We start from the raw sequence: 23,931 nt of genomic DNA, 5'->3' as shown, positions 1-23,931 counted from the left end.
TGAAAAGCTGCCGCGGCTCAGGAAACCGGGTTGCTGGCGAAATGAAGCTTGGCCTTCAGCTCGGCGTAGGGCGGGTATGAGATCAGCACGGCGTTGTGCGGCCGCTGGAATACGAACATGGAGCCGGCAGCAACAGCCGATGCGCCGCGGGCAACGGCCTTCTGGAAGTCTTCCACCGAGCCGGCACCGCCACAGGCGATCACCGGGAGGCTCACCGCTGCCGCCACTTTCTCGAGCGTCTCGAGATCGTAGCCGCCATAGGTGCCGTCGCGGTCGATGGAGTTGAGGAAGATCTCACCGGCGCCAAGGCTTTCGGCCTGCTTTGCCAGCTCAAGGGGCGAGCGCTTTACCGCTTCGGTTCCGTTGAGTGTATACACGCTGCTCTTTCCGAGCCAGTTGTTCTTGTAGTCGATGCTCACCACCACGGCCTGGTTGCCGTAGCGCTTGGCAATGTCGGTGATCAGCTGCGGGTTGGTGACCGCCGAATAATTGAGCACGATCTTCTCCACGCCGTTGTAAAACAGCTTCTCGGCCTGCTCCATGCTGGTAACCCCGCCGCCATAGGCCACGGGCATGAAGGCCTCGCTCACGATGTCGGCAACGAGCTGGATATCGGGGCCCTTCTTCGCCTTCGAGTTCGAGATGTTGAGGATGCAGATCTCGTCCACTTCCTTGTCGTTGAAGATCTTCACCGCGTTGATGGGATCGCCGACGTACTTGTAGTTCTTGAACTTTACGGATTTTACCAGCCCTCCTTCGTGGATCAGGAGCACCGGGATAACACGGATTCTTCTCGTCATAAACGGGCAAAGTTTTCCAAAAGCTTCAGTCCGAATTTGTGGCTCTTCTCGGGGTGGAACTGAACGCCCATGATATTGTCGCGCTGGATACCGGCCGCAAAGGCGTGGCCGTAGCGCGCCATGCAAAGCTTGTTCTCTTCTTTCTTCGGCTTCAGGTAGAAGGAGTGCACGAAATAAAACCGCGGCTCCTCGTACATACCCGCAAAAAGCGGGTGCGGCGTGAAGTCGATCTCCGACCAGCCCATATGCGGGATGGGGAGGCGCTCCGCCAGCTTGTCGACCTCGAAGCGCACGGTGTCGGCGTCGATCCAGCCGAGACCGGGATCGGCACCTTCTTCGGAGCCGTTGGTCAGCAGCTGCGCGCCCAGGCAGATACCCAGCACGGGCACCTTTTCCTCGAGCGCCTTGCGGTTCAGCTCCTCGTAAGCCGGCGAGGCCTTGAGCTTGCGCATTCCGTAATCGAAATGACCCACGCCGGGGAGGATGATCCGGTCGGCGCGGCGCAGCACTTCGGGGTCGCCGGTGATGACCGCGTCGGGGACGCCCGCCTTCTTCAACATGTTCTTGACCGACAACAGATTGCCGATCCCGTAGTCAATAATGGCGATCATATTTGTTAGGGTTAGCCAACGACCTCCGGGGCCGCTTCGGGCACCGGTCTTGCAGCAACGAGCCGCTTTTGGGTGGCAAACTTTAAAGATAAATAGAAATAAGGCAGGTATATCAGCGAGTACGACAGCGAATAACCCAGCAGGGAATAGAAGATGCTGTGGTACACGAGGAAGCCGATGTAGAAGGGCAGCGCCGTCAGAAACAGCATCGCGATGTGGATGAAGAAATCCACCCGCTGCTTCTGCGCGATGAAGAAGGTGATCGTCATCGGGCTCACAATAAACTTGAGGCAGAACAGCGGCGCCAGCAGCTGCGCATAGTGGCCGGCTTCGGTCCACTCCTTGCCCAGCACGAACGAAAAGAGCTGCGGCCCGAAGAAGAACAGCACCAGGAAGGGCACGATGCCCGCCGCGGCGAGTGTGCCGGCCGTTTTCAGGAAGATGGGGCGGCAGCTGCCGTTGATCCGGTAGTCGTCGGCCGCGCGCTGGCGGAACACTTCCGAGATCGAGGAGCTCACGAACGTGAGCGGGATGCCCAGCACACGGTTGGTCATGCTGAAATAACCCGCCTCGGTAGCCGTGGGCAGAAATCGCTTCAGCATAAATACCGGCAGCTGGTTCGTTACGATGTTGATCATCTCCGAAGGGAGCGTGTAGATCGGGAACGAGCGGTACTCGTGGGCCACCGAGCGCAGCGCCGCCCAGTTGGGGCGAAGCGGGAAGCGCGCGTAGCCCTGGCTGCGGTAAAACAGCAGGCCCGTGCCGATCAGCTGGCCGAGCCCGGTGCCGAGAATAAGTCCCTTGGCGCTGTGGTCGATGAGCACTGCCCAGAGCAGCATGCAAACGAGCGTCACGCTTGCCGTCACAATGCGGTTGATCGAAATGTAGCGGTAGGCCTTGTTGCGGTTCATCCAGGCAAACAAGGTTTCGTTGGCCGCCAGCACACCCGAAAACAGCGGCAGGAGCAACAGGTAGTTGCCCAGCTCCGTCAGGTGCAGCATACGGAGCAGCGGGCCGCTCAATAAGTAGAACACGATGGTGAGTACCACCGTAAACGCAGCGCAGAGCCAGAGGCAAAGCTGCACCACGCGGTACGACTTCTGCTCGTCCTCCCCCACCATGATGGCGAAGGGATACTTCAGCGTGAACAGGTACTGCAGGATATAGGCCGAGGCTATGAACACGCCCGACAGGCCGAACTCCGCGGGCATATAAATGCGCGAGAGCACCGGCGTGGCAGCAATGAGCAGGAATTGCGCGAAGACAGTCCCCATCATGATGATGAGCGTGTTCTTCGAGAAGTCCGAGCCCCGGAATTTCCGCAGGATCCTAGCTAGCATCCGTCTCCTTGTAGATTCGTTCGATAATGTCGACCACCTTCAGGCCCTCGAGGGCGTTGGTGGTTATGGTAGCGCGGCCCTGGAGCACGTCGATCACGTTATCGATCACGTAGTGGTGGTTCTGCGCCGATCCTTTATAGGCGCCGTAGTCGTTGCCCGGGTTGGTGGGCGCGAGCTCCGGCATCTCGTAATCTTTTACATGGCAGTATTCCACCTTGTCCATATACTGGCCGCCGACTTTGATGCAGCCGTTCTGGGCAATGATGGTCATGCTGCTTTCGAGGTTGCGGTCCCACACGGAGGTGGAGAAGTTCAGCACACCCTGGCCGCCGTTGACGAAGTCGAAGCTCACGATGCCGCTGTCCTCAAACTCGGTAAGGTGCTGGTGGTTGTGGTCGGCGAGGCGGCCGCTGATGCGCTCGATGTCGCCGAAGAGCCAGTACATGAGGTCGATGAAGTGCGAGAACTGCGTGAACAGCGTTCCGCCGTCCAGGTCTTTCTTGCCATGCCAGCTGTCGGCCTTGTAATAGCGCTCGTCGCGGTTCCAGTAGCAGCTAAGCTGCACCAGGTAAATGTCGCCGAGGCGGCCCGAGTCGACCATTTCTTTTACCCATACCGACGGCGGTGAGTAGCGGTTCTGCATCACGGCAAACACGTGGCGGTGCACGTTGAGCGCCTTGTAGATCACCTTCTCGGCGTCGGTGCGGCGGAGGGCCATCGGCTTTTCCACCACCACGTGCTTCTTGTGGTCGAGCGCCTTGAGGGCGTGGTCGGCATGAAAGCCGTTGGGCGTGGCGATATTGATCACATCCACCTCGATGCCCGAGTCGAAAAAGGCTTCGAGGGACGTGAACACAGGAACATTATACTTGTCGATACCGAGTGCGACGGGCTCCTTGATATCGATCAGGGCTACCAGCTCGCTTTCCTCGTTGCGCGCGATCATCTCGGCGTGACGCTTCCCGATATGGCCGCAGCCGATAACGGCAAAGCGGATCTTTTTTTCTGACATGAATTCGTTTATGGGTCTATGGGTTCTATGGTTAATGGCAGCGTGTGTTGCGCTGCGGGGCTTATCCTACTTTGCGTACGGTTCCGTCTTTCAGCTCGTACGACTCGCCGCTCTCTTCGCACTTCGCGGCACCGCTGGCGTCGAACTTCAGCTTGTGGCCGAACTCGCTCATCCAGCCGGTCTGGCGGGCCGGGTTGCCCACTACCAGCGCATACGCCGGCACGGGCTTCGTAACCACGGCGCCGGCGCCGATAAAGGCAAACACGCCGATCTCGTTGCCGCACACAATGGTGGCATTGGCACCGATCGAGGCTCCGCGGCGCACCAGCGTCTGCTTGTACTCGCTCTTGCGGCTGACGGCGCTGCGCGGGTTGATGACGTTGGTGAACACCATCGACGGACCGAGAAAAACATCGTCCTCGCAGATGACGCCTTCGTAGATCGAAACGTTGTTCTGCACACGCACGTTCTCGCCTAGAGTCACCTTCGGGCTTACGACCACGTTCTGGCCGATGTTGCAGCCCGCGCCGATAACGCAGCCGGGCATGATGTGGCTGAAGTGCCAGATCTTGACTCCGGCGCCGATCGTGCAGCCCTCGTCTACAATGGCAGACGGGTGGGCATAGTATAATTGCTCGCTCATTTGTTGCTCATTTTTAAAACCTGGTGGAGGTAGGCACCGTAGCCGCTTTTGATGAGCGCGTCGGCCTGCGCCGCCAGCTCCCCGGCCGAGATGTAGCCCATGCGGTAGGCCACTTCCTCGATGCAGCCGATCTTGGTACCCTGTCGCTTTTCGATCACGCGAACAAACTCGCTCGCGTCGTTGAGCGAGTCGAAGGTGCCCGTGTCGAGCCAGGCGGTACCGCGCTGGAGCACCGACACCTTGAGGCGGCCGCGCTTCAGGTATTCCTTGTTCACATCGGTGATCTCGTACTCGCCGCGGGCCGAAGGCGCCAGGTCGCGGGCGATCTGCAGCACGTCGTTATCGTAGAAATACAGTCCTGGAACGGCGTAGTTGCTTTTCGGCTGCGCCGGCTTCTCCTCGATCGAGAGCACGTTCTGCTCGCCGTCGAAATCGACCACGCCGTAGCGCTCCGGGTCGCTCACCGCGTAGGCGAACACGTACGCGCCCTCCACGTCGTTGAGCTCCTGCAGCTGGCGGCCAAGACCCGCGCCGAAGAAGATATTGTCACCCAGCACCAGCGCCACCTTGTCGTCGCCAACAAAATCGGCACCGATCACGAAGGCCTGCGCAAGGCCGTTGGGCACTTCCTGCACGGCGTACTCGAAGCGGCAGCCAACATGGCTTCCGTCGCCCAGCAGCCGCTTGAACTGGCTGTTGTCTTCGGGCGTGGTGATGATCAGCACCTCGCGGATGCCGGCCATCATCAGGATCGACAGCGGGTAATACACCATCGGCTTGTCGTAGATGGGCATCAACTGTTTCGAGATCGCCTTCGTGATGGGGTAAAGCCGGGTGCCACTGCCCCCGGCGAGAATAATTCCTTTCATGGAAAAGCAGTTATTTAGTTTATGGCCCTGGGTCTTTTGCTAAGGCTGAAGCCGGCATCAGCCGGCTAAACACTCCATCCCGAAGCATCGGGACGCAAAAAATTCCAAACTGTTTTATCGGCCTGCGTACATTCCTTCGTAATAGCTCTTGTAAGCGCCGCTCGTTACGTTCGAGAGCCACTCTTCGTTGGCCAGGTACCAGTCGATGGTCAGCGCAAGGCCTTCCTCGAAGGTTACGCTCGGCTTCCAGCCCAGCTCGCGGTTGATCTTCGACGCGTCGATGGCATAGCGCAGGTCGTGACCGGGACGGTCTTTGACGAAGGTGATGAGCCCTTCGCTGGTGCCGGCGGGGCGGCCCAGCTTCTCGTCCATCTGGCGGCACAGCAGCTTCACCAGGTCGATGTTCTGCCACTCGTTGAAGCCGCCGATATTGTAGGTATCGCCGTTCTTGCCCTGGTGGTACACGAGGTCGATGGCCACCGCGTGGTCTTTCACGAAGAGCCAGTCGCGGGTATACTTGCCGTCGCCGTAAACCGGCAGCGGCTTGTTATGAATGATGTTGTGGATGCACAGCGGGATCAGCTTCTCGGGGAAGTGGTTCGGACCGTAGTTGTTCGAGCAGTTCGTGATCACCACCGGCAGGCCGTAGGTATCGTGGTACGCCCGTACAAAATGGTCGGACGATGCCTTCGAAGCGGAGTACGGCGAGTGCGGGTCGTAAGCCGTTTCTTCGGTAAACAGGCCCGTGGCGCCGAGCGCACCGTATACCTCGTCGGTCGAGATATGGTAAAAACGCTTGCCTTCGAAATCACCCTTCCAGAGCTCGCGGGCCGCGTTGAGCAGCGTCACGGTGCCGATCACGTTCGTATACACGAAGTCGAGCGGCGACGCGATGGAACGGTCTACGTGCGACTCAGCTGCCAGGTGGATAACCCCGTCGGGACGGTATTGCGCGAACAATTCCTGGATGCGGGCCACATCCACGATGTCGGCCTTCTCGAACACGTAGTTCGGTGCGTCCTGGATGTCGGCGAGGTTCTCGAGGTTGCCGGCATACGTCAGCGCGTCGAGGTTCACGATCCGGTAGTCCGGGTATTTCGTTACGAAAAGGCGAACGACATGCGACCCGATGAATCCGGCGCCGCCTGTGATGAAGAGGGTCTTGTTCATACCGAGTAAGAGTAATTGTGCTGTTGGCGGTACCAGGTAAAGGCGACTTTGAGGCCTTCGCGCACCGACATGGCCGGGGCGTAGCCCAGCAGGGTACGCGCCTTGCTGATGTCGGCAAGGCTGTGGCGCACGTCGCCGGCGCGCTCGGGGCCGTAAGCCGGGGCGAGGTCGGAGCCGGCGATTCCCTTGATGGTCTCGAAAAGCTCGTTGAGCGTCGTGCGTTCGCCGTAAGCAATATTGTACACCTGGTTGAGGGCATCGGCGTTGTCGGTAAACAGCGCGCAGATGTTGGCGTGCACGGCGTTGCTCACGTAGGTGAAGTCGCGGCTTGTTTCCCCGTCACCGTTGATCTTCGGCGGCTCGTTGTCGAGCACGGCCTTCATGAACAGCGGGATGACGGCGGCATAGGCGCCGTTGGGATCCTGCCGCGGACCGAATACGTTGAAATAGCGAAGCCCTACATACGCGGTGCCGTATACATCGGCATACACGCGGGCGTAGAGCTCGTTCACGTACTTGGTAACGGCGTAGGGCGACAGCGGCCGCCCGATCGCGTCTTCCACTTTCGGCAGGCCGGGATGGTCGCCGTAGGTCGAGGATGAGGCGGCATAGATCACGCGGTCGACGCCGTTTTCCTTTGCGGCCGTGAAAATATTGAGGGTGCCCGTGATGTTCACGGCATTCGTGGTCAGCGGGTCGTTGATCGAGCGCGGTACCGAGCCGAGCGCCGCCTGGTGCGAGATGCGTTGCACATCCTTGCACGCGGCGAGACAGGTCTCGTAGTCGCGGATATCGCCCTGGACGAACTCGAAGCGCGCATCGCTTTCAAACTCTTTCAGGTTATGGGCGTAGCCCGTGCTCAGGTTGTCGAGCACACGCACCGCCGTCACCTGCGGATGACGCAGCAGTTCTTCCACGAGGTTGGAGCCGATAAACCCGGCCCCTCCAGTTACCAGTATTCGCATAAGCTTATCCTGCCTTTTCTTGCTTGGCCTTCTTTTTCTTGCGGTTGCCACTGGGAAGTGCCCAGCCGAACCAGCGACGGATGAAGGACGTTCCTTCCACATCGTCATCGTAGTAGCCGTAGCCGTAGCCATAGCCATACCCGTAGCTGCCGCCGTAGCCGTAGCCGTAGCCATAGCGGCCGTAGCCGTAGTAGCCGTAGCCCGCGCGGAGCTTCACGTCGTTCAGAATGATATTCATCTTCGGCAGCTTGCCGCTCTTGTAAAAGTCGTTCACCATCTCGAGCTGCTTCTTGTGGGTCACCCCCTGGCGCACGATGTACAGGGTCATGTCCACGTAGCGGGAAGCAAGCGTCATCGCGTCGCCCACCATGCCCACCGGGGCGGTGTCCATCACGAGGAAGTCGTAGTGCGTGGTCAGGTAATCGAAGAGCTCATCGAGCTTCTTGTCGAGCAGCAGCTCGGCAGGGTTCGGCGGGATGGGTCCGCAAGGCAGCACAAAGAGGTTCTCAATGCCTTCAACCGGCACCAGGAGGTCTTCGATCGAAGCCTTGCCGAGCATGAAGTTGGTGAGACCGGGCTTCTTGCCGATGCCGAGGCCGGAGAGGATCTTCGGTTTGCGTACGTCGAACTCGAGGATCACGGTGCGCTTGCCGGCGAGGGCCATCACGGCGCCCATGTTGGTCGAGACGAACGATTTACCCTCACCCGAGAACGAGGAGGTGATCAGCAGCACCGGCGCCTTGCCGCTCCGGGGCGTTTCGGTAATTACGTATTGCAGGTTGGAGCGAACAATGCGGAACTGCTCGGCGATAAAGGAGCGGCTGCGCGGCTTCACCACGAGGGTGTCCATGGCGCCGGCATGGCCGATCTCGCCGAGAACCGTGGCGGAGGTATGACGCTCGATGTCGTTGCGCGAGGTGATCTTGTCGTCCATGATCTCGAGGCCCAGTACAAAGAGCAGCGGGATCATCAGGCCGATCAGCAGCGCAATACCGCGCACCTTACCCGAGGTCGGGCGTACCGGCGCCTTGCTGGCTTCGGCCTGCTCGAGCACACGGATGTTCGAGATCGTGGCGGCCAGCGAGATGGCCGTTTCTTCCTTCTTCTCGTTGAGGAACTTGAAGAGGTCGGCTTTCGACTGAAGGCTTTGCTTCAGCTCGTCGAGTGCCTGCTGCTTGGCCGGCAGCGAGCTCATCTGGCCCTGCATGCTGCTGGCCGACGATTGCAGCTCCGACATATTCTTGATGAAGGCGCGGCGAACGTTGCCCAGGCTTTCCAGGATATTCGTGCGTGTCTTCTCGAGCTCTTCCTCGTTGCGGCGTGCTACCGGGTTGCCGGGAGGCACGGCCTGGTCGAAAATGAGCTTCTTGCGCTCGGCCTGCAACAGGTTGAAACGCTGGATCTGGTCTTCGAGGGAGGCGTCCTGGATATTCAGCGAGAACGGCACCATGCCGTACAGCTTGCTGCGGTCGCGGAGGTACGCGCTGACGTCGTCGATAACGGAAACCTGCACGCGAAGGGTGCGGATCTGGTCGTCGGCGGCCGAAGAGCGGGTAAGGAAGTTGTTCGTCTGCGCCTCCACGTCCGAAATGCCGTTGGCCTTGCGGAACTGGTTGATGAGGCGGGTGATGCTGTCCAGCTCGCGGTTAACGATGCTGAGACGGCCGTTGAGGAACTCGAGTGTTTTCTGTGTCTTGGCGTTCTTGTCTTCCACGGTGCTCTGGCGGTATTCCTCCATGAGCGTATTCACCACGTCGGCGGCCATCTTGGCGTTGTCCGTTTCCATGGTGAGGATGATGATGCCCGAAGAGCCCGCCTTGTTGATCACCTGCAGCGCGTTGCCCGAAAGTGCGGCGGCGGTGCGGGCTTCAGAGGCATAGCGAACGTCGTACTGGCTGCCGGGAGGCGGCGTGCCGTTCATCTCGATACGGAAGCGGCCGTCGGGAGTGGCAAACTCCTCACCGGCGCGGTAGGCTCTCTTGTGGTCGGTGCCGAGGTGGAAGGTGCCGGCGCCCGCAAAGGTCAGCACGAGGTCAAAGCTGCGGGTCGAATCGGTAAGCGCATCGATCTTGAGGCGGAAAGGCGCGTCCTTATAGATGTTGATCTGCTTGATCTTGCCCTTGGCAAAATACTGCACGTTGACGCCTAGGTCTTCCACGACGCGCTGCATGAGGCTGCGCGACTTCAGGTACTCGATCTCGTTGCTGATGTTCTTCGAGCGGTCGTCCACGAAGATCTGTGCAAACTTGTCGTTGCTGGCCCCGGCGGTCTTGTCCTCCGTAAGCACCAGCTGACCTTTCGACTGGTAGGTCGGCGAGGTGTAGCGCAGGTAAAAGAAGGCGATGATCAGGGAGAGTACCAGCGACAGGATAAACAGCGGCAGGAAACGGAGGTACTTGAACAGGAACTCCTTCGGATTGAATCCGGTCTGGTCGCTGCGGGTAGCCTGGGAGTTTGACATTTACAGTTGATTAAGGATTAGCGTCTAAAAATGTTATAGAGCAGTGCCAGGCTCGTCACGATCGCGAGGGCGAAAGTGATCTGTTGGCTTCTACGTTGTTGTTCGCCCGCCCGCAGCTTGTAATCGGTCTGGTCTACCAGCACGATATCGTTCTGCTGCAGTTGGTAATACTGATCCTCGAACACCTTTTTCGAGGTAAGATCGAGAACGGCCGTCTCGCGGCGCCCGTTGTTCTCGCGCAGCACGCGCACCCGCTGGATCGTTCCGAACTCCGTGATGCCGCCAGCCATGCCGACTGCCTCCAGGATGTTCAGGCGCTCCGTCGGGATCGTCAGCACACCGGGGCGGCCTACTTCGCCCAGCACCGTAACCCGGAAGTTCAGAAACCGGATGATCACGCTCGGCTGGGTCAGCACGTCCTTCAGCTTCGCCTTCAGCGTCGCCTCGAGCTCGTGCTTCGTCAGTCCTTCCACGTGAACGGTGCCAAGGCGGGGCACTTCGATATTACCCTGCACATCCACCAGGTAGCCCGGCTCCTGTTGCAAACCCGTTCCCTGGCTGATGGCCGTGAGGTTATAGAGCTGGTCGGTCTCGGGGTTCAGGCTCGCACTGCTGATCTTGATCGAAAGCAGGTCGTTCTTCTGGATGATGGGCTCGGCAATGATCACTTCCTTCTTGAAAGAGGAATCCCGGATGTCTTCCAGGTAGTTGTGCGTCACGCGCTGCGTGCGACAGCTGGCCGTAAGAATTGCCAGGGCAAATATATAGTAATAAAATCGCATATCTGTTTAGGATTTAAGGGGTTCCAGGGAAATTAGCTTTGTTTTATCGATGTTGGCCAGCAGCAGGTAACCCAGGCTCTCGATCAGTACTTTTACTGTCTTGCTGTTCACCTGCACGATGCGCCCTTCGGCATTCATCAGGGGCCCCGACATCACCGCCACTTTCACATCCGGCTTCCAGTCAACCTTTACCAGCTCCACGTTCTGGTGGTCGTCGAGAAACTTCCGGATCGCCTGGATCTCTTTATCCTTGATCACCGCGGGCTTGCCGTTCCAGTATACGAAATTCACCACGCCCTCGGTCATGCGCACCTCGGTGCGCAGGTCGTCGCTCGCCCGTACAAATACGTACGACTTGAAAAGGGGCTCTTCAATAAGCTTTACCCGGTCGCTCCACTTGCGGTGGACCTTATTGAGCGGGCAATAGCTCTCGATCCCCTTTTGCAGGAGAAGCTGGTGTACCTTTTTTTCCCAGCGAGGCCTCGTATATATAGCGTACCATTTGGGGTTCATGTCAGCGGCTTAGGGCAAAGCTTCGCCACCTCAGTCCCATGTTTTTTTAAAAAAAGTGGGGTGGTTGAGGATGATTTCGCGCTGCAAATATAGGCGGGCGGGTGGGACTGACAAACTATTAAAAATTACAGATTATGAATTAGTTACTATTAGGAAACCGTTAAATCGGCCTTAAAAGCATAGCCCTTTGAAAATGAGCGCAATAGGTGAATTTTCGTAGTAAATCGGGCGACAGGGCCCTTGCCGGGCCGTACAGCCGTGGCCGGCAACCGGATTGCCCGGAAAAAACCGAACTTCCCCCCATGAAATCCCCGCGCTTTTATGCCCTCGACGTGTTCCGCGGCGCCACCGTCGCCCTGATGATCCTCGTCAACAACCCCGGCAGCTGGGGGCACATCTACAGCCCCCTCGAGCATGCCGAGTGGAACGGCCTCACCCCTACCGACCTCGTATTCCCCTTTTTCCTATTCGCGGTGGGTAACGCCATGGCCTTCGTAATGCCCCGCTTCGCCGCCGCCGGCGACGGCGCCTTCTGGCGCAAGGTGCTCAAGCGCACGGCCCTCATCTTCCTCATCGGCCTCTTTCTCAACTGGTGGCCCTTCGTGCGCTGGCAGGGCGACGCCCTCCTCCCCAACGGCTGGACCTGGTGGGCCCCCGCCATGGACAACGTGGCCGGGATCAAGACCGGCGGGCAGCAGCTCTTTGGCATCCGCATCCTCGGCGTGCTCCAGCGGATCGCCCTCTGCTACTTCGCCGCCTCCGTGATCGTGTACTACCTGAAGCCCCGCGGCGCCCTCTTCACCGGGCTGGTCATTCTCCTCGTTTACTGGGCGCTCTGCTTTTGCCTCGGCGACTATACCATGCCCGGCTTCTTCGGCAACGGCCTCGACCGCGCCGTGCTGGGCATCCCCCATATGTACAACCGCGAAACCTGGGAGGGCTTCCCGCAGATCTTCGACCCCGAAGGCCTCGCCTCCACCCTCCCGGCCATCACCCAGGTCATCTTCGGCTACCTCGTGGGCCACTATATCGTCAACAGCACGGCCGCCCCGACCACCGACAACGCCGCCGACCGCACGGCCCGCCTCTACCGCACGCTGACGGGCCTCTTCGTCACCGCCGTCGGCCTCCTCGTAGCCGGCTATATGTGGGACCTCGTGTTCCCCGTCAACAAGCGCATCTGGACCTCCTCCTACGTGCTCGCCACCACCGGGATGGCCATCCTCGTGCTTGGCACGCTGCTCTACGCCATCGAGCTCCGCGGCGTCCGTGGCGGCTGGACCCGCTTCTTCGACGTCTTCGGCAAGAACGCCCTCTTCGTGTTCGCCCTCAGCGCCTTCCTCCCCCGCGGCCTGCGCCTCCTCCGCATCCCCAACGGCGTCAACGAAAAGGGCGAGGCCGTCTATACCAACCCCTGGAACTTCCTCTACGACAAAGTATACAAGCTGATCCCCGGCGACCCGCGCATCGGCTCCCTGTTCTTCGCCCTCACCGTCATCCTCTTTATGTGGGCCATCTGCTATTGGATGGATAAGAAGCGGATTTATGTGAAAGTGTAAGGCGAATGGGATGATGAATAGCACACGTCATTGCGAGCGAAGCGAAGCAATCTCTTTCGGGCGGACACTGGTGCAGCAAAGCAACCGGCCTCAGCATACGTCATTGCGAGGAACGAAGCAATCTCTTTCGGGCGGACACCGCAGCTCCTGACAGGGCGGCCAAAGAGTCCGCAGAGTCAACGCGGGTAAGATTGCTTCGCTTCGCTCGCAATGACGCCCCGATGTGGCTATCTTCGTCACCATGAACGCCCCCCTTCAAACCGAGCAGGAAGCCTCCGTAGCGATATTGTTTTCCTGCCTCTTCAGCCAGCAGGCCCAGCCGGGCGAGGCACAGATCGAGCAGCTGTCGCGGATGCTGGTGCTCTGCTCGCGCTTCCGCGGCCACAACCTCAGCGACCTCTCGGCAACGGCCCTTTCCCTTTATACAAAAGAAGGCGCCAAGACCGTCATCGAAAGCGCCGCGCCCCTCGTGGAGCCCGAGTTTCGCGAAACCCTGTTCTGCATGATCTGCGAGCTGATGACGCAGGACGGCCTCCTCCCTGAGTCGAGCTCCGAGCTCCTGGGCCTCTGCGCCCTCAGCCTCGGCATCTCCGTCGAACTGATGCGCGGCATCCTCACCACGTACCTGCTCCGCAACCGGTTCAATGTGCAGATCATCGAGTAGCCCCCCTGCCCCCCGAAGGGGGCACATAGGCTGAAGATTTCTTATTTTATTTGATCGATCCCATCAATGTTGATACAAAAGCCCCGCCGATGGCGGGGCTTTCTACGTCAAATGTTCAATACTCAATGTTCAATAATCAATGCTCAAGTAGGGAGGGAAAAGGTGAAGCGGTACTCCGCTGCCCCTGAAAATTGAGCATTGAGCATTGAAAATTGAGCATTGCTGCTTCGGGACGTCGTCTACAGGTGAAATGCCCGGCCAAACGGGCCGTGCTGTCTCAAAAACGAGATGTCCGGCTGCAGAAACAGGATGTCCGGTTGCAGAAACAGCTTGCCCGGTTGCAGAAACGGCTTGTCCGGTTGCAAAAACGGCTTGTCACGTCGCAAAAACAGCCTGTCGTGTTGTAAAAACAGCCTGTCGTGTTGTAAAAACGGGTCGTCCCGTTGCAGAAACAGCCGGTGCTGTTGCAAAAACAGCTTGTCAGCTAACCAAAACAGCTCGCCTGGTTGGGGGAACGGATCGTCCTCAGACGATATCCATATCGCCGAAGAAGAACCGGTACCGCGTAGCCGCGAGCGTGGCCGTTTCTTCCGGGGTTTTGCCTTTTACGAGGAAGTTGAAGCGGTTTTTGATCCGCTTGTGCAGCCCGCCCGGCACGCCCGTACCCGGGTCATATAACAGCACAAAGGCAGCCAGCGCCTTCGCCCCGTAATAGGGCGCCGCCTTGACGGTTGCGGTGTAGGAGGCCTCGTCGGCGGCCACCACGTCCATCAGCAGCAGGAACGGGATACCCTTTTTCTTTTCTTTCTTGAAGATGAGGAAGCCAGTTACACGGCCGCCCTTTTTCACCTCCACCGCGTGGATGACACCCGGGGGGTAGTTGCTGTAGCGCCATTCGAGGTGCGCGCGGCTTTTTACCAGCGCGTTTTCGGCCTGGAACAGGGTTTCGGGGAAGGCGATATCGGCCACGCCGCCAAGCCTGCGGAAGCGGTAGCCCGAGAAGAGCACGCCGGCGCCGAAGGGATACAGCAGCACGTCGGGGCACTGGCCGCGCGTGTAGCCAAACTTGGCGAGGAAGATCGGGGTGCTGAGCTCGTTGGTGAAGGTCAGGAAGGCATCGACGCCGTGCGCGAGGTTGTCGGCCTCGGTGCGGAAATACAGCTTCCCGAACATCCCCTTGCCGCGCAGGGCCTCGGAAGTGAGCACGTTCTGCGGCATCGCCACCAGCTGCTCGCGGCCGCCGATGCGGAACCGGAAGTTGTTGGTGGTGGCGAATCCCTCGGGCTTGCCGTTGAGGCGCACCACCTGGAACGAAAAGGAGCCCGCCGGGTTGCCGAAATACCAGTGGCGGATAAAGGCGGGCGTCATCCGGTCGTTGCCGCCGTTGGCCAGGGCCAGCTCGTAGAGCGATTCGGCATCTGCCGGTTGTGCAGCCCCGAACTCGGGCTCGAAGCTATTGGGAGACGACATGGTCATTTTTTGTTTGGGGTGCTTGAATGCTGCGGGCGAGGTCGCTCATCGTGATCGACCCGAAGCCGTACTGCTGCTGCAGCGCGCGGTAGTGCTGGAGGATCTTTTCGAGGAAACCGAAGTTCTCGTCCTGGTGGATGCCGAAGTTGTGCGGGTGCCACCACAGGTGGTACACGAGGCCATTTTTGGCGGCGTGTGTCATGCTGTTCTTGATCCGCTTCAGCCGCAGGCCCTCGAGGGGCGCCAGCTTCGGCATAAAGGGCCGCAGGAAGGCCGAGGCAGGGATATTCACCGGGAGCACGGGCGACAGCTCTTTCGGGTCGAAGGCATGGTTGCCGCTCACCGGCAGGTACGAGTCGAGGAGGCGCAGGCTTCGGCGCAGCTTCGTCTGGCCCGAGGCGCTGTCGGCGGCGTAGATCCAGTGCTTTTCGTTGCCGCGGATGGTAATGATGCCGTGCTTTTTGCAGATCTGCAGGTACTCTTCGTTGTACTGGTTGCGCGGGAAGATGAGGCTCGTGATCGTCACGCCTTTTTCGGCGCCCACGCGGATGGCCATCTCGAGGTCGGCCTCGAACTGGGCGGCCGTTTGGCCGGGCTCCAGGCAGTAATAGTGGCAATAGGTATGCGTGCCCACCTCGTGCTCCGGGTGCTCGAGAATAAGGCGCACGAGGTGCGGGCTGAAGTGATACGGGTCCTCGGGGAAGCCGTTGCCGACGTTGTCGAGGTAAGCGCCGTAGGGCGACAGCCTGGGGTTGTCGTAGCCGGGAAGCAGGGCCGGCGTATGCGCCAGCAGGTCGGCCTTCGACTCGAGGAAGAGAAAGCCGACGATGCCCCAGGTGGCGCGGACCTCGTAGCGGCCAAAGAGGTCGAGCAGGCGCGGGATCACCGTCTGCACGCCCTTGATGTTGTTGCCATAGGTCGACAGGGGCAGCGTATCGTGTACGCCCCAGTTCAGTTCGAAGTCGAGAGAGATGACCAGTTTTCCGTTGCTCATAGCTGTGGGCCCTTCCGGGTGCGCTAAATTAGGCATTCCGGGGTAGGGCCGCGCACGGCGTGGCGCCCATTCTCCGCCCGCCAACGGGCTATTTTACAACTGATTCGCAGTCAGAAGCCGCGTATTGGGTTTTACCAATGTCTTAAGAGGTGGCTGGCAGATATTTGCCGCAACTTACCGAAACACTATGGCCGTCCGCCTGCTCGCCTTTCTCTTTGCCTGCCTGGGCTTCGTCCAGCTGCGGGCGCAAACCTGCTCGGCGCCCGGCCAGAATCCCGCCACGGCCTTCCCTGTTTGCGGCACCAGCACCTTCGCCCAAAGTACCGTGCCCCAGTGCGGTGGACGCTCGGTAGGCTACCAGCACTGCGGCGCCGACCTCAGCGACCTCAATCCCTTCTGGTACAAGTTTACCTGCTACCAGTCGGGCACGCTCGCCTTCGTCATCACCCCCGACAACATCTCCGACGACTACGACTGGGCCCTCTACGACGTCACGGGCCGCAACGTGGCCGATGTGTATACCGACGCGGGCCTCACCATCGCCGACAACTGGAGCGCCGACGGCGGCACCACGGGCTGCTCCCCCGCCGGCACGCAGCAGTACGTGTGCGACGGCCCCGGCAAGCCCCGCTTCAGCCGCATGCCCGACCTGGAGCAGGGCCACAACTACCTGCTGCTGGTGAGCCACTTTACGCGCACCACGGTGGGCTACGCGCTTTCCTTCGGAGGCGGCAGCGCTGTCATTACCGACACCACGCCCCCGCGGCTGAAGGCCATCGAGGCTTCCTGCGGCGGCGACGTGCTCCGGGTAAAGCTCAATAAGAAGATGAAATGCAGCTCGCTCACGGCCACGGGCTCCGAGTTCTTCATCACGCCCGCGGTGGCAACGGTTGTCTCCGCCCGCGGCTTCGGCTGCGACAGCGGCTTCGATACCGACTCGCTCGAGCTGCACCTCTCCACCTTCCTCAACCCCGGCAACTACAGCCTCGGCATCCGTGCCGGCAGCGACGGCAACAGCCTCCTCGACATCTGCGACCGCAGCATCCCCGATACCAACAAGCTCGCCTTCGTGCTGCTGCCCCGCGCCCCCACGCCGATGGACAGCCTCGCGCCCCCGACCTGCGCCCCGCAGGAACTGCGGCTCGTGTTCCGCCGCCCGATGCTCTGCTCCTCGGTGGCCGCCGACGGCAGCGACTTCCAGGTAACGGGCACCTACCCCGTAACCGTCACCGGCGCCCGCGGCGACTGCGCCAGCAGCGGCAGCACCGTCAGCAAGGAGATCATCGTCTCTCTGTCGGCGCCGCTCTACACCGAGGGCAGCTTCCGCATCACGCTCCGCCAGGGCTCCGACGGCAACACGGTCTTCGACGAATGCGGCGAGCAGACGCCCGCCGGCCACTTCGTCGACTTTGCCGTAAAGGATACCGTCAACGCGGACTTTAGCTACTCGATCGACTACGGCTGCCAGAAAGACTCGGTGCATTTCAGCCACCTCGGCGGCCACCGCGTGGACAGCTGGCGCTGGATACTCGGCGAAGGACAGACAAGCGCGCTACAGGCGCCGACGGCCTACTACAGCGTGTTCAACGCCCCCAAAGACGTGCAGCTGGCGGTAAGCAACGGCTTCTGCACCGATACGGCCCGTACGCAGGTAGCGCTGATCAACTACCTGAAGGCGGGCTTCAACGTGTTGGAAGACGAATGCCCCAACGAGTCGGTGTTGTTTACCAACAGCTCCATCGGCCGCCAGCTCCGCTACCAGTGGGACTTCGGCAACGGCGACCGCTCCACCGACGAGAACCCGGCGCCCATTTACAACACGCCGCCCCGCGAAATCACCTACACCGTGACGCTTACCGTCACCGACTCGTTCAACTGCACGTCGGTTGCCCGCAAGCGGATCATCCTGTATCAAAGCTGCTTTATCGACGTGCCCACGGCATTTACGCCCAACAACGACGGCCTCAACGACCGCTTCCACGTGCTCAATGCGGTGAAGGCGCTCGACTTCCAGTTCCTGGTGTACAACCGCTGGGGGCAGCTTGTCTTCGAATCGCGCAACTGGAAAGAAGGATGGAACGGCAAGCTCGGGGCGATCGAGCAGGCGTCGGGCGTCTATGTCTGGTACGCCCGCTACGTTGACCGCGATACCGGCAAGCCGGTGTTGCGCAAGGGCACGGTGCTGCTTATACGCTGACGGCGCCGGCAAAAAAAATCGCACGATATTTTTCCACAGGCCACCCGATTCCCCACTTTTTTCGGGGGAGCAGCGCCGGCAGCCATCCCCGGTTAGGCGTCGGGAGGAGGCACAACGTGCCTTCCGCAAGCGCGAAAAAGGGTCAGGATTGAGGGTGCGCCCACGGTCGGTGACAGAATGAGAAATCCCGCCAAAATGCAGGCGGGACGAGGGTTTGCGGCGAAAGCGCGGCCAAATGTTAAGGAAGTGTTAGGCCCTAAAAGAAAAAAGGCCTGCCCTAAAAAGAGCCGGCCGTTGCTAACCTATGAAAAACACCAATTCCAAATATAGAGGAAATTGTCTTTCTGTGCAACAACGGCCTAAAATCTTTTTCCGGTTCCGTCGTGATCGAGGCGATTCTGGAGACGCTCTTCCCGGATCCGCTTCACCTGGTCGACGAAGTCGTGCTCGTAGATGAAGATATCGTTGCTGCGTTTTTCACCCATGATCGGTTTGAACTGCTCGCGGTAGCGGAGGCGCAGGTCGACGATCTTTTGCTGCAGCACGAGGCGGTCGCCGCGGTATTGCTGGTTTACCTGGCGCAGCTCGTTGAAATAATTGATGAAGACGGGGGTAAAGCGCTCGGCCTCGGCGCTCGAAAGATTGAGCCGCTGCTGCAGGTATTCCTGCATCCGGGCGCGCATCTTCATACCGGGGCCTTTGTCGGCATCCTGCGCGCCGGCGCTCAGCGCGAAGCCGAGGAAAAGGGTGATTATGTAGAGAATTCGTTTCATGGTTCTTTCAGGTTTTCGGGTCACACAGGCCGTTCACACACCTATCTGCAAAACTAGTTCCTTTATTAATTGGCATTGGTCATGTCGTCGACGGGCACCTGGTCGAGGAAGGCATCCATCTCGGAGACGGGCATATCCTTCAGCAGCGTGCTGACGTCCTTGCGGGCGCTGTTGCCGGCGGCAACGCTGGCGGCGGGATCGGTCGTCTCGATGAATTCATCGAGGGTCTCGTCGGGTACCGACTTGAGGCCTTTTTCCACCCAGGCCTCGGGGTTGCTCGTCACGGTGCTGTGCCCGCCCTCGTAGAGCCATCCGCCCACAACGAGTACGGCGCCCACAACGGCAGCGGCGGCCAGCTGTACCCAGCGCGGGCGCATCCGAACCACTTTGGCTGCGGGCGGAGCCACGCGGGCGAGGAGCACCTGCGGCAGGGACTCGAAATAGCCGGCAGGAACGGCGTACGGCATTTCGCGGCCGATGCTGTCGAGCAGCGAAGGAAGCACGGCCGTCCGCTCAAAGTAGCCTTCCGGAACGGCAAAGGGCATTTCCTTGGGGATACCGGCCAGGAGCGGGAAGCTTTCCTCCAGCTCGGCGGCGGCCTCCTCGCGGCGGATGCGGGCCAATACCAGCGCGGCAAAACTGTCGAAATAGCCCTCCGGCACCGCGTAGGGCGGCACATGGAGGCCTGCCGGCAGCGTGAGGCCGGCTTCCTTCAGTTCCAATGCTATGTGGCTGCGCGTTTCCATTCGGTGTTTCAGACCGCCAGGCGGCCTCGAAGTTTAATGATTGCGGATATAATCCTCGATTTTGCGGGCGGCGTGGTGGTAGCTCGCCTTGAGCGCTCCCTCGCTGGTTTCGAGCACGCGGCTCATCTCCTCGTAGGGCATTTCGTCGTAGTACCGGAGCGTGAACACGATGCGCTGCTTTTCCGGCAGCTGCTGGATCGCCAGCTGGAGTTTCCACTCGAGCTTGTTGGCGTCGAAGCCTTCCTGGGCGCGGACCTTGTTCTCCAGCCCCGATTCGTCGTCGATGGGAACGGAGGAGCGCTTCTTCTGCCCTTCGAGGTAGGTGAGGCATTCGTTGGTGGCAATGCGGTAGAGCCAGGTGTACAGCTGCGACTCTTCCTTGAAGTTGGCCAGCGCGTTCCAGACGCGGATAAACACGTTCTGGAGCACGTCGTTGGCGTCCTCGTGGTGCAGCACCATCCGGCGCACATGCCAGTAGAGCCGCTCCTGGTACTTGCGGATCAGCGCCGTATAGGCGGCCTCCCGGGTGGCGGGCTCCCGGAACTGCCGCAGCAGCTCAGCATCCTCTTGTGCAGTCGTAGCCATTGGGACGAAGCTAAGGAACCGCAGAACAAGGAACAAGGAATTCTGAATTCGATCGGAAGGCCGTAAAGGAAAAAGGGACGCTCTTTCGAACCTCCCTTCTTAATTCCTTGTTTCTTGTTCCTTGTTCTACTGTTGAATCCTGGGAATCATCCCGCGAATCCCCATATCCTGCACGGTTTCGCCGATGCCGGGTTCCCAGCGGCCATCGCGTACGATCTCGTTCCATTCGAAGCTTTTGTTGGTGGAGAGCGACACTTCCACCACGATGTTGTGGGTTTCGTCGCCGCGCACCACGAGCTTGCCGGGCGCGAAGGAGGCCGTGACCACGCAGGAGCCGGCGGGGATGGGCGATGTGGCGAAGATCGGGTTGACCACGGTGGTGGCGCCGGCCGCCGCCGTGGCGGTATCGACAACGCGGAAGTTATAGCCCTGGTAGCGCACGAGCGACTCGAAGCCCCAGAAGCCCTGCGGGCGGTTCTTGCCGACGTTGATCGACGTATCCTTGATGCGGAAGGAAGAAATGTAGTTGTTGAACCCGAGGAAGCCGGCAACGGTGCCCATGAATTCCTGGCGGATCGGCATGCCGGCGATGGTATCGTTGACGTAATACTTGACGTCGAAGTTCTGGTAGGAGAGCGAGGTGCGGAGCCACTCGTATTCGCCCGGCGGAACTTCGCTCAGCGGCACCGAAAGGAAGACATCGCCGTTCGCCGTGACGCTGGCCTTGCTGAAGTCGATGGCGTTTGCACCGCCCTGCGCGGTTTCATCGGCGCGGTACAGTACCACCCCGCTGCCCAGCGGTGTGTGGGCGGTGGGCGCCAGCTCGAGGTAGTGGGCGCTCATGGCGTTCATCACCGGGCTCTGGGCCGCGTTGTTCATGGCGAGGCCGCTCGGCTGCCCGACGTTGTTGAGGCGAACCTGGGTGCTGTCGAAGCGGAATTTGAAAACGAGCTGGGCCCGCGATTCGGCCGTTTCATTCTTCTTGCAACTGCTGAACGCAACGATGCCGGCTAGCAGCATCCCGGAGAGAAAACGCATGTGGGATTGATGTTTTGGTAGGCTAAAGATAGGAATATCGAATAACGAATACCGGATATCGACTATCGAAGTGGGCGCCGGTGCTGCATTTGCGGCAGTTCACCCGCTTCCGGTATTCGATATTCATCTGGCCGATATCCGATATTCACAGACCTTTGCGGCCATGCGCACCATTCTTTCCTCGCTGGCGGCCATCCTCCTGCTCGTCGGCTGCTCCAGCAACAACGTTACGACCGACAACTCCCTGGAGAAATACTTCCGGGACAATAATGCCGAGGGCTGCTTCGCCCTGCTGAACAACGCCAACGGCGAGTTTACGATGTACAACCTCACGCGCTACCGCGACAGCGCGTTCTCGCCCGCCTCGACCTTCAAGATCGTCAACTCGCTGATCGGGCTGCAGACCGGCAAGATCAGCAACGACTCGATGGTGATCAAATGGAACGGCGTGACAACACCTCGGACCGAGTGCAACGAAGACATGAGCATGTACACGGCCTTCCGCCGTTCCTGCCCCAACTGGTACCAGGAGCTGGCCCGCCGCATCGGCCGCGATACGATGCAGCGCTGGCTCGACTCGCTCTCGTACGGCAACCACAGGATCTCCAGGATCGATACCTTCTGGCTCGACAACAGCCTTAAGGTGCGCCCCGACGAGGAGCTTGGCCTCGTGAAGCGCCTGTATTTCAACCAGCTTCCTTTCTTCAAAACCAACCAGGAGATCGTGAAGCGCGCCATGCTCTTCGAAAGCACCCCGGCCTACCGCCTCGGCTACAAGACCGGCTGGGGTAAAAAAGAGAACGGCCGCGACCTTGCCTGGATGGTCGGCTGGGTCGAGGAGAACAACCACCCCTTCTTCTTCGTGCTCAACTTCGAAACGACAAAGCCCGGTGTCGACATCCCCACGGTGCGCCTGAATATGCTGAAAGGTATATTGAAGCAGCTGGGATATTTGCAGGGGAAAATGTAAACGAGAGTCTGCTAGTCTGCTAATTGGGTAGTCTGCTAATACGTTATCTCTATCAACAAAGTAAAACCCGCTTCCGAGAAGCGGGTTTTACTATTAGCAGACTAGCAGACTACCCAATTAGCAGATTTCTTATTAGCAGACTAGCAGACTAACATATTAGCAGACTATTTATCTGGCCTGATATTTACATTTAGGCCCACAATGACCCTGCCATTCGACATACAGCTGGAGCGACCCGAGGCGCTCGTCCTGCTGGGACTGCTGCCCCTGCTGCTGCTGTTGTACATCATTTACCGGCGCCGGCGCCGCCGCGCGCTCGACCGGATCGCCCCGCCGGAAGCGCGGTACCGGCTCCTGCCCGACGTCGCCCCGGGCCGCGGCACGCTCCGCTTTACCCTCTTTGCGCTTGCCTTTACGCTCGGCGTACTGGCCCTCGCCAACCCGCGCCGCGCCGCCGCCGGCGACCTCGAAGCCCGCTCGGGTATCGACCAGGTATTCCTCCTCGACGTGAGCAACTCGATGCTCGCCACCGACCAGGCGCCCAACCGCCTCGACGCGGCCCGCAACCTGCTGAAGGCCGTGCTCAAGGCCCGCCCCAACGACCGCGTGGCCCTTATCGTCTTTGCCGGTCATGCCTACGCACAGCTTCCCCTCACCTACGACCACGGCGCCGCCACGCTCTTTATCGAAACGGCCAACCCCGACCAGGTGTCGGGACAGGGTACCGCCATCGGCGAGGCGCTGCAGCAGGCCATCCTCACCTTCGGCAACGAAGAGGGCCGCTACCGCACGGTGCTGCTGGTGACCGACGGTGAAACCCACGACGACGAAGCCCTCGACCGCGCCAAGGAGCTCGCCGACCACGGCGTGATGATCAATACCATCGGTATCGGGTCGGATGGCGGCACCAATATCATCGACCCCAAGACCCACGCGCCGCATAAAGACGAGAACGGCAACATCGTGCTCTCGAAGCTCAACGAGCCCCTGCTCCAGCAGCTGGCGGCCATCGGCAAAGGAAAATACCTGCACTTCGAATCCGCATCCAGCACAGCCCCGGCTCTCCTCGGGCAGCTTGCCACGGTGAAGAACACGACGCTGGTCGACAAGACGCAGCTTAGCTACGATACCTTCTATTACTGGCTCGTTGGGCCGATGGTTCTCCTGCTGCTGCTGGAGGCCTTCATCCCCGAACGCAAAAAGATACGCGCATGAAATTCATTCTCCTGATGGTCCTGCTGGCCACCGGCGGCTCCGTCTTCGGCCAGGAAGCCGCGATCCGCGAGGGCAACCGCGCCTACCGCGACGGCGACTGGACCTATGCCGAAACGCAGTACCGCAGCGCCGGCAACCACCCCGTGGCGCAGTATAACCTCGCCAGCGCCCTCATCCGCCAGAACCGCTTCGAGGAGGCCCTGGCCATCCTTTCCCCGCTCACCGCACCCGGCGTGGACCCGGCGCTCCGCTCGAAGGCCTGGTACAATATGGGCGTGGTGTACACGAAGCAAAAGGCACTGGAGCAGAGCATCGAAGCGTATAAATCGGCCCTCCGCCTCGCACCCTACGACAAGGAAGCCCGCGAGAACCTCCAGAAGGCGCTGCTCGAGCTGAAGCAGAACAGCGGCGGCGGTGGCAGCAGCGACAACGACAAGAACAACAGCGACGTCGACCGCAAGCTCAAGCAGCTCCAGGACAAGGAGCGCAAGCTCCAGCAAAGCAAGAAAGCACCCGGGGGCGGCAGCCAGCCGAATAAAGACTGGTAGGTCTTA

General features: G+C 60.1%; 24 protein-coding genes. 6 read left to right on the top strand and 18 right to left on the bottom strand.

Annotation, left to right across the window (positions count from 1 at the left end; translation table 11 throughout):
• Window positions 1-17: 17 nt before the first annotated feature.
• From ACYU7Z_RS14675 to ACYU7Z_RS14625, 11 genes are all read right to left on the bottom strand, one after another.
• Window positions 18-800 carry an AglZ/HisF2 family acetamidino modification protein gene (locus ACYU7Z_RS14675; protein WP_460571771.1) on the bottom strand — a complete coding sequence of 261 codons (783 nt, stop codon included), beginning with the start codon at window positions 798-800 and terminating at the stop codon, window positions 18-20.
• Window positions 797-1,411, bottom strand: coding sequence for an imidazole glycerol phosphate synthase subunit HisH (gene hisH / locus ACYU7Z_RS14670; protein WP_460571769.1), 615 nt, complete (start codon window positions 1,409-1,411; stop codon window positions 797-799). Before hisH ends, ACYU7Z_RS14675 begins: the two co-directional genes overlap by 4 nt.
• Window positions 1,412-1,422: 11 nt before the next feature.
• Window positions 1,423-2,751, bottom strand: a complete 1,329-nt coding sequence (locus tag ACYU7Z_RS14665) for an MATE family efflux transporter (RefSeq protein ID WP_460571767.1) — start codon at window positions 2,749-2,751, stop codon at window positions 1,423-1,425.
• Window positions 2,741-3,763 carry a Gfo/Idh/MocA family protein gene (locus ACYU7Z_RS14660; protein WP_460571765.1) on the bottom strand — a complete coding sequence of 341 codons (1,023 nt, stop codon included), beginning with the start codon at window positions 3,761-3,763 and terminating at the stop codon, window positions 2,741-2,743. Before ACYU7Z_RS14660 ends, ACYU7Z_RS14665 begins: the two co-directional genes overlap by 11 nt.
• 61 nt (window positions 3,764-3,824) lie before the next feature.
• Window positions 3,825-4,406 (bottom strand): acyltransferase, encoded by a 582-nt coding sequence (locus ACYU7Z_RS14655; protein ID WP_460571763.1) that lies wholly within the window; start codon window positions 4,404-4,406, stop codon window positions 3,825-3,827.
• Window positions 4,403-5,275, bottom strand: coding sequence for a sugar nucleotidyltransferase (gene rfbA, locus ACYU7Z_RS14650; RefSeq protein ID WP_460571761.1), 873 nt, complete (start codon window positions 5,273-5,275; stop codon window positions 4,403-4,405). Before rfbA ends, ACYU7Z_RS14655 begins: the two co-directional genes overlap by 4 nt.
• Before the next feature lie 114 nt (window positions 5,276-5,389).
• Entirely contained in the window at window positions 5,390-6,445 is a 1,056-nt protein-coding gene (rfbB, locus tag ACYU7Z_RS14645; protein ID WP_460571759.1) for a dTDP-glucose 4,6-dehydratase, read from the bottom strand.
• Window positions 6,442-7,410, bottom strand: coding sequence for an SDR family oxidoreductase (locus tag ACYU7Z_RS14640; protein WP_460571757.1), 969 nt, complete (start codon window positions 7,408-7,410; stop codon window positions 6,442-6,444). Before ACYU7Z_RS14640 ends, rfbB begins: the two co-directional genes overlap by 4 nt.
• Before the next feature lie 4 nt (window positions 7,411-7,414).
• Window positions 7,415-9,871: a GumC family protein gene (locus ACYU7Z_RS14635; protein ID WP_460571755.1), complete on the bottom strand. Its 2,457-nt coding sequence runs from the start codon at window positions 9,869-9,871 to the stop codon at window positions 7,415-7,417.
• A 17-nt stretch (window positions 9,872-9,888) separates the two neighbouring features.
• Complete coding sequence (locus ACYU7Z_RS14630; protein ID WP_460571753.1) at window positions 9,889-10,653, bottom strand: polysaccharide biosynthesis/export family protein; 765 nt, start codon at window positions 10,651-10,653, stop codon at window positions 9,889-9,891.
• Window positions 10,654-10,659: 6 nt separating this feature from the next.
• Entirely contained in the window at window positions 10,660-11,166 is a 507-nt protein-coding gene (locus ACYU7Z_RS14625) for a UpxY family transcription antiterminator (RefSeq protein WP_460571751.1), read from the bottom strand.
• A gap of 302 nt (window positions 11,167-11,468) precedes the next feature.
• Between ACYU7Z_RS14625 and ACYU7Z_RS14620 the strand changes: the two genes are divergently transcribed.
• Window positions 11,469-12,725, top strand: a complete 1,257-nt coding sequence (locus tag ACYU7Z_RS14620) for an acyltransferase family protein (RefSeq protein WP_460571749.1) — start codon at window positions 11,469-11,471, stop codon at window positions 12,723-12,725.
• Between the two features lie 241 nt (window positions 12,726-12,966).
• Entirely contained in the window at window positions 12,967-13,389 is a 423-nt protein-coding gene (locus tag ACYU7Z_RS14615; RefSeq protein WP_460571747.1) for a hypothetical protein, read from the top strand.
• Window positions 13,390-13,628: 239 nt separating this feature from the next.
• Here the strand turns inward: ACYU7Z_RS14615 and ACYU7Z_RS14610 are convergent, their stop codons facing one another.
• The 3 genes from ACYU7Z_RS14610 to ACYU7Z_RS14600 are packed head-to-tail and all read right to left on the bottom strand — an operon-like array spanning window position 13,629 to window position 15,853.
• A complete protein-coding gene (locus tag ACYU7Z_RS14610) occupies window positions 13,629-13,859 on the bottom strand; it encodes a hypothetical protein (RefSeq protein ID WP_460571745.1) in 231 nt (76 codons plus the stop codon).
• A 55-nt stretch (window positions 13,860-13,914) separates the two neighbouring features.
• On the bottom strand, window positions 13,915-14,859 hold the full coding sequence (locus tag ACYU7Z_RS14605; protein ID WP_460571743.1) for a GNAT family N-acetyltransferase: 945 nt from the start codon (window positions 14,857-14,859) through the stop codon (window positions 13,915-13,917).
• On the bottom strand, window positions 14,843-15,853 hold the full coding sequence (locus ACYU7Z_RS14600; protein ID WP_460571741.1) for a polysaccharide deacetylase family protein: 1,011 nt from the start codon (window positions 15,851-15,853) through the stop codon (window positions 14,843-14,845). The genes ACYU7Z_RS14605 and ACYU7Z_RS14600 overlap by 17 nt, the downstream gene beginning before the upstream one ends.
• A 187-nt stretch (window positions 15,854-16,040) precedes the next feature.
• Between ACYU7Z_RS14600 and ACYU7Z_RS14595 the strand changes: the two genes are divergently transcribed.
• Window positions 16,041-18,050, top strand: a complete 2,010-nt coding sequence (locus ACYU7Z_RS14595; protein WP_460571739.1) for a T9SS type B sorting domain-containing protein — start codon at window positions 16,041-16,043, stop codon at window positions 18,048-18,050.
• Window positions 18,051-18,409: 359 nt separating this feature from the next.
• Here ACYU7Z_RS14595 and ACYU7Z_RS14590 read toward each other — a convergent pair whose 3' ends face one another.
• The 4 genes from ACYU7Z_RS14590 to ACYU7Z_RS14575 form a co-directional block, all read right to left on the bottom strand.
• Complete coding sequence (locus ACYU7Z_RS14590) at window positions 18,410-18,823, bottom strand: hypothetical protein (RefSeq protein WP_460571737.1); 414 nt, start codon at window positions 18,821-18,823, stop codon at window positions 18,410-18,412.
• Between the two features lie 65 nt (window positions 18,824-18,888).
• Entirely contained in the window at window positions 18,889-19,569 is a 681-nt protein-coding gene (locus ACYU7Z_RS14585) for a hypothetical protein (RefSeq protein WP_460571735.1), read from the bottom strand.
• A 33-nt stretch (window positions 19,570-19,602) separates the two neighbouring features.
• The gene (locus ACYU7Z_RS14580) at window positions 19,603-20,154 is read right to left on the bottom strand and encodes an RNA polymerase sigma factor (protein WP_460571733.1); all 552 of its coding nucleotides are present in this window, start codon (window positions 20,152-20,154) and stop codon (window positions 19,603-19,605) included.
• Between the two features lie 126 nt (window positions 20,155-20,280).
• On the bottom strand, window positions 20,281-21,192 hold the full coding sequence (locus tag ACYU7Z_RS14575; RefSeq protein WP_460571731.1) for a hypothetical protein: 912 nt from the start codon (window positions 21,190-21,192) through the stop codon (window positions 20,281-20,283).
• Window positions 21,193-21,355: 163 nt separating this feature from the next.
• Here ACYU7Z_RS14575 and ACYU7Z_RS14570 point away from each other — a divergent pair, with 163 nt between their 5' ends.
• The 3 genes from ACYU7Z_RS14570 (at window position 21,356) to ACYU7Z_RS14560 (ending at window position 23,925) form a co-directional block, all read left to right on the top strand.
• Window positions 21,356-22,162: a penicillin-binding transpeptidase domain-containing protein gene (locus ACYU7Z_RS14570; protein WP_460571729.1), complete on the top strand. Its 807-nt coding sequence runs from the start codon at window positions 21,356-21,358 to the stop codon at window positions 22,160-22,162.
• A 201-nt stretch (window positions 22,163-22,363) separates the two neighbouring features.
• Window positions 22,364-23,377, top strand: a complete 1,014-nt coding sequence (locus ACYU7Z_RS14565) for a vWA domain-containing protein (RefSeq protein WP_460571727.1) — start codon at window positions 22,364-22,366, stop codon at window positions 23,375-23,377.
• Window positions 23,374-23,925 carry a tetratricopeptide repeat protein gene (locus ACYU7Z_RS14560; protein ID WP_460571725.1) on the top strand — a complete coding sequence of 184 codons (552 nt, stop codon included), beginning with the start codon at window positions 23,374-23,376 and terminating at the stop codon, window positions 23,923-23,925. Before ACYU7Z_RS14565 ends, ACYU7Z_RS14560 begins: the two co-directional genes overlap by 4 nt.
• Window positions 23,926-23,931 lie beyond the last annotated feature (6 nt).

The sequence above is a fragment of the Flaviaestuariibacter terrae genome, from assembly GCF_054777635.1.
Note: the sequence above shows the minus strand (reverse complement) of the source record. Positions and strands in the feature narration are given on the sequence as shown.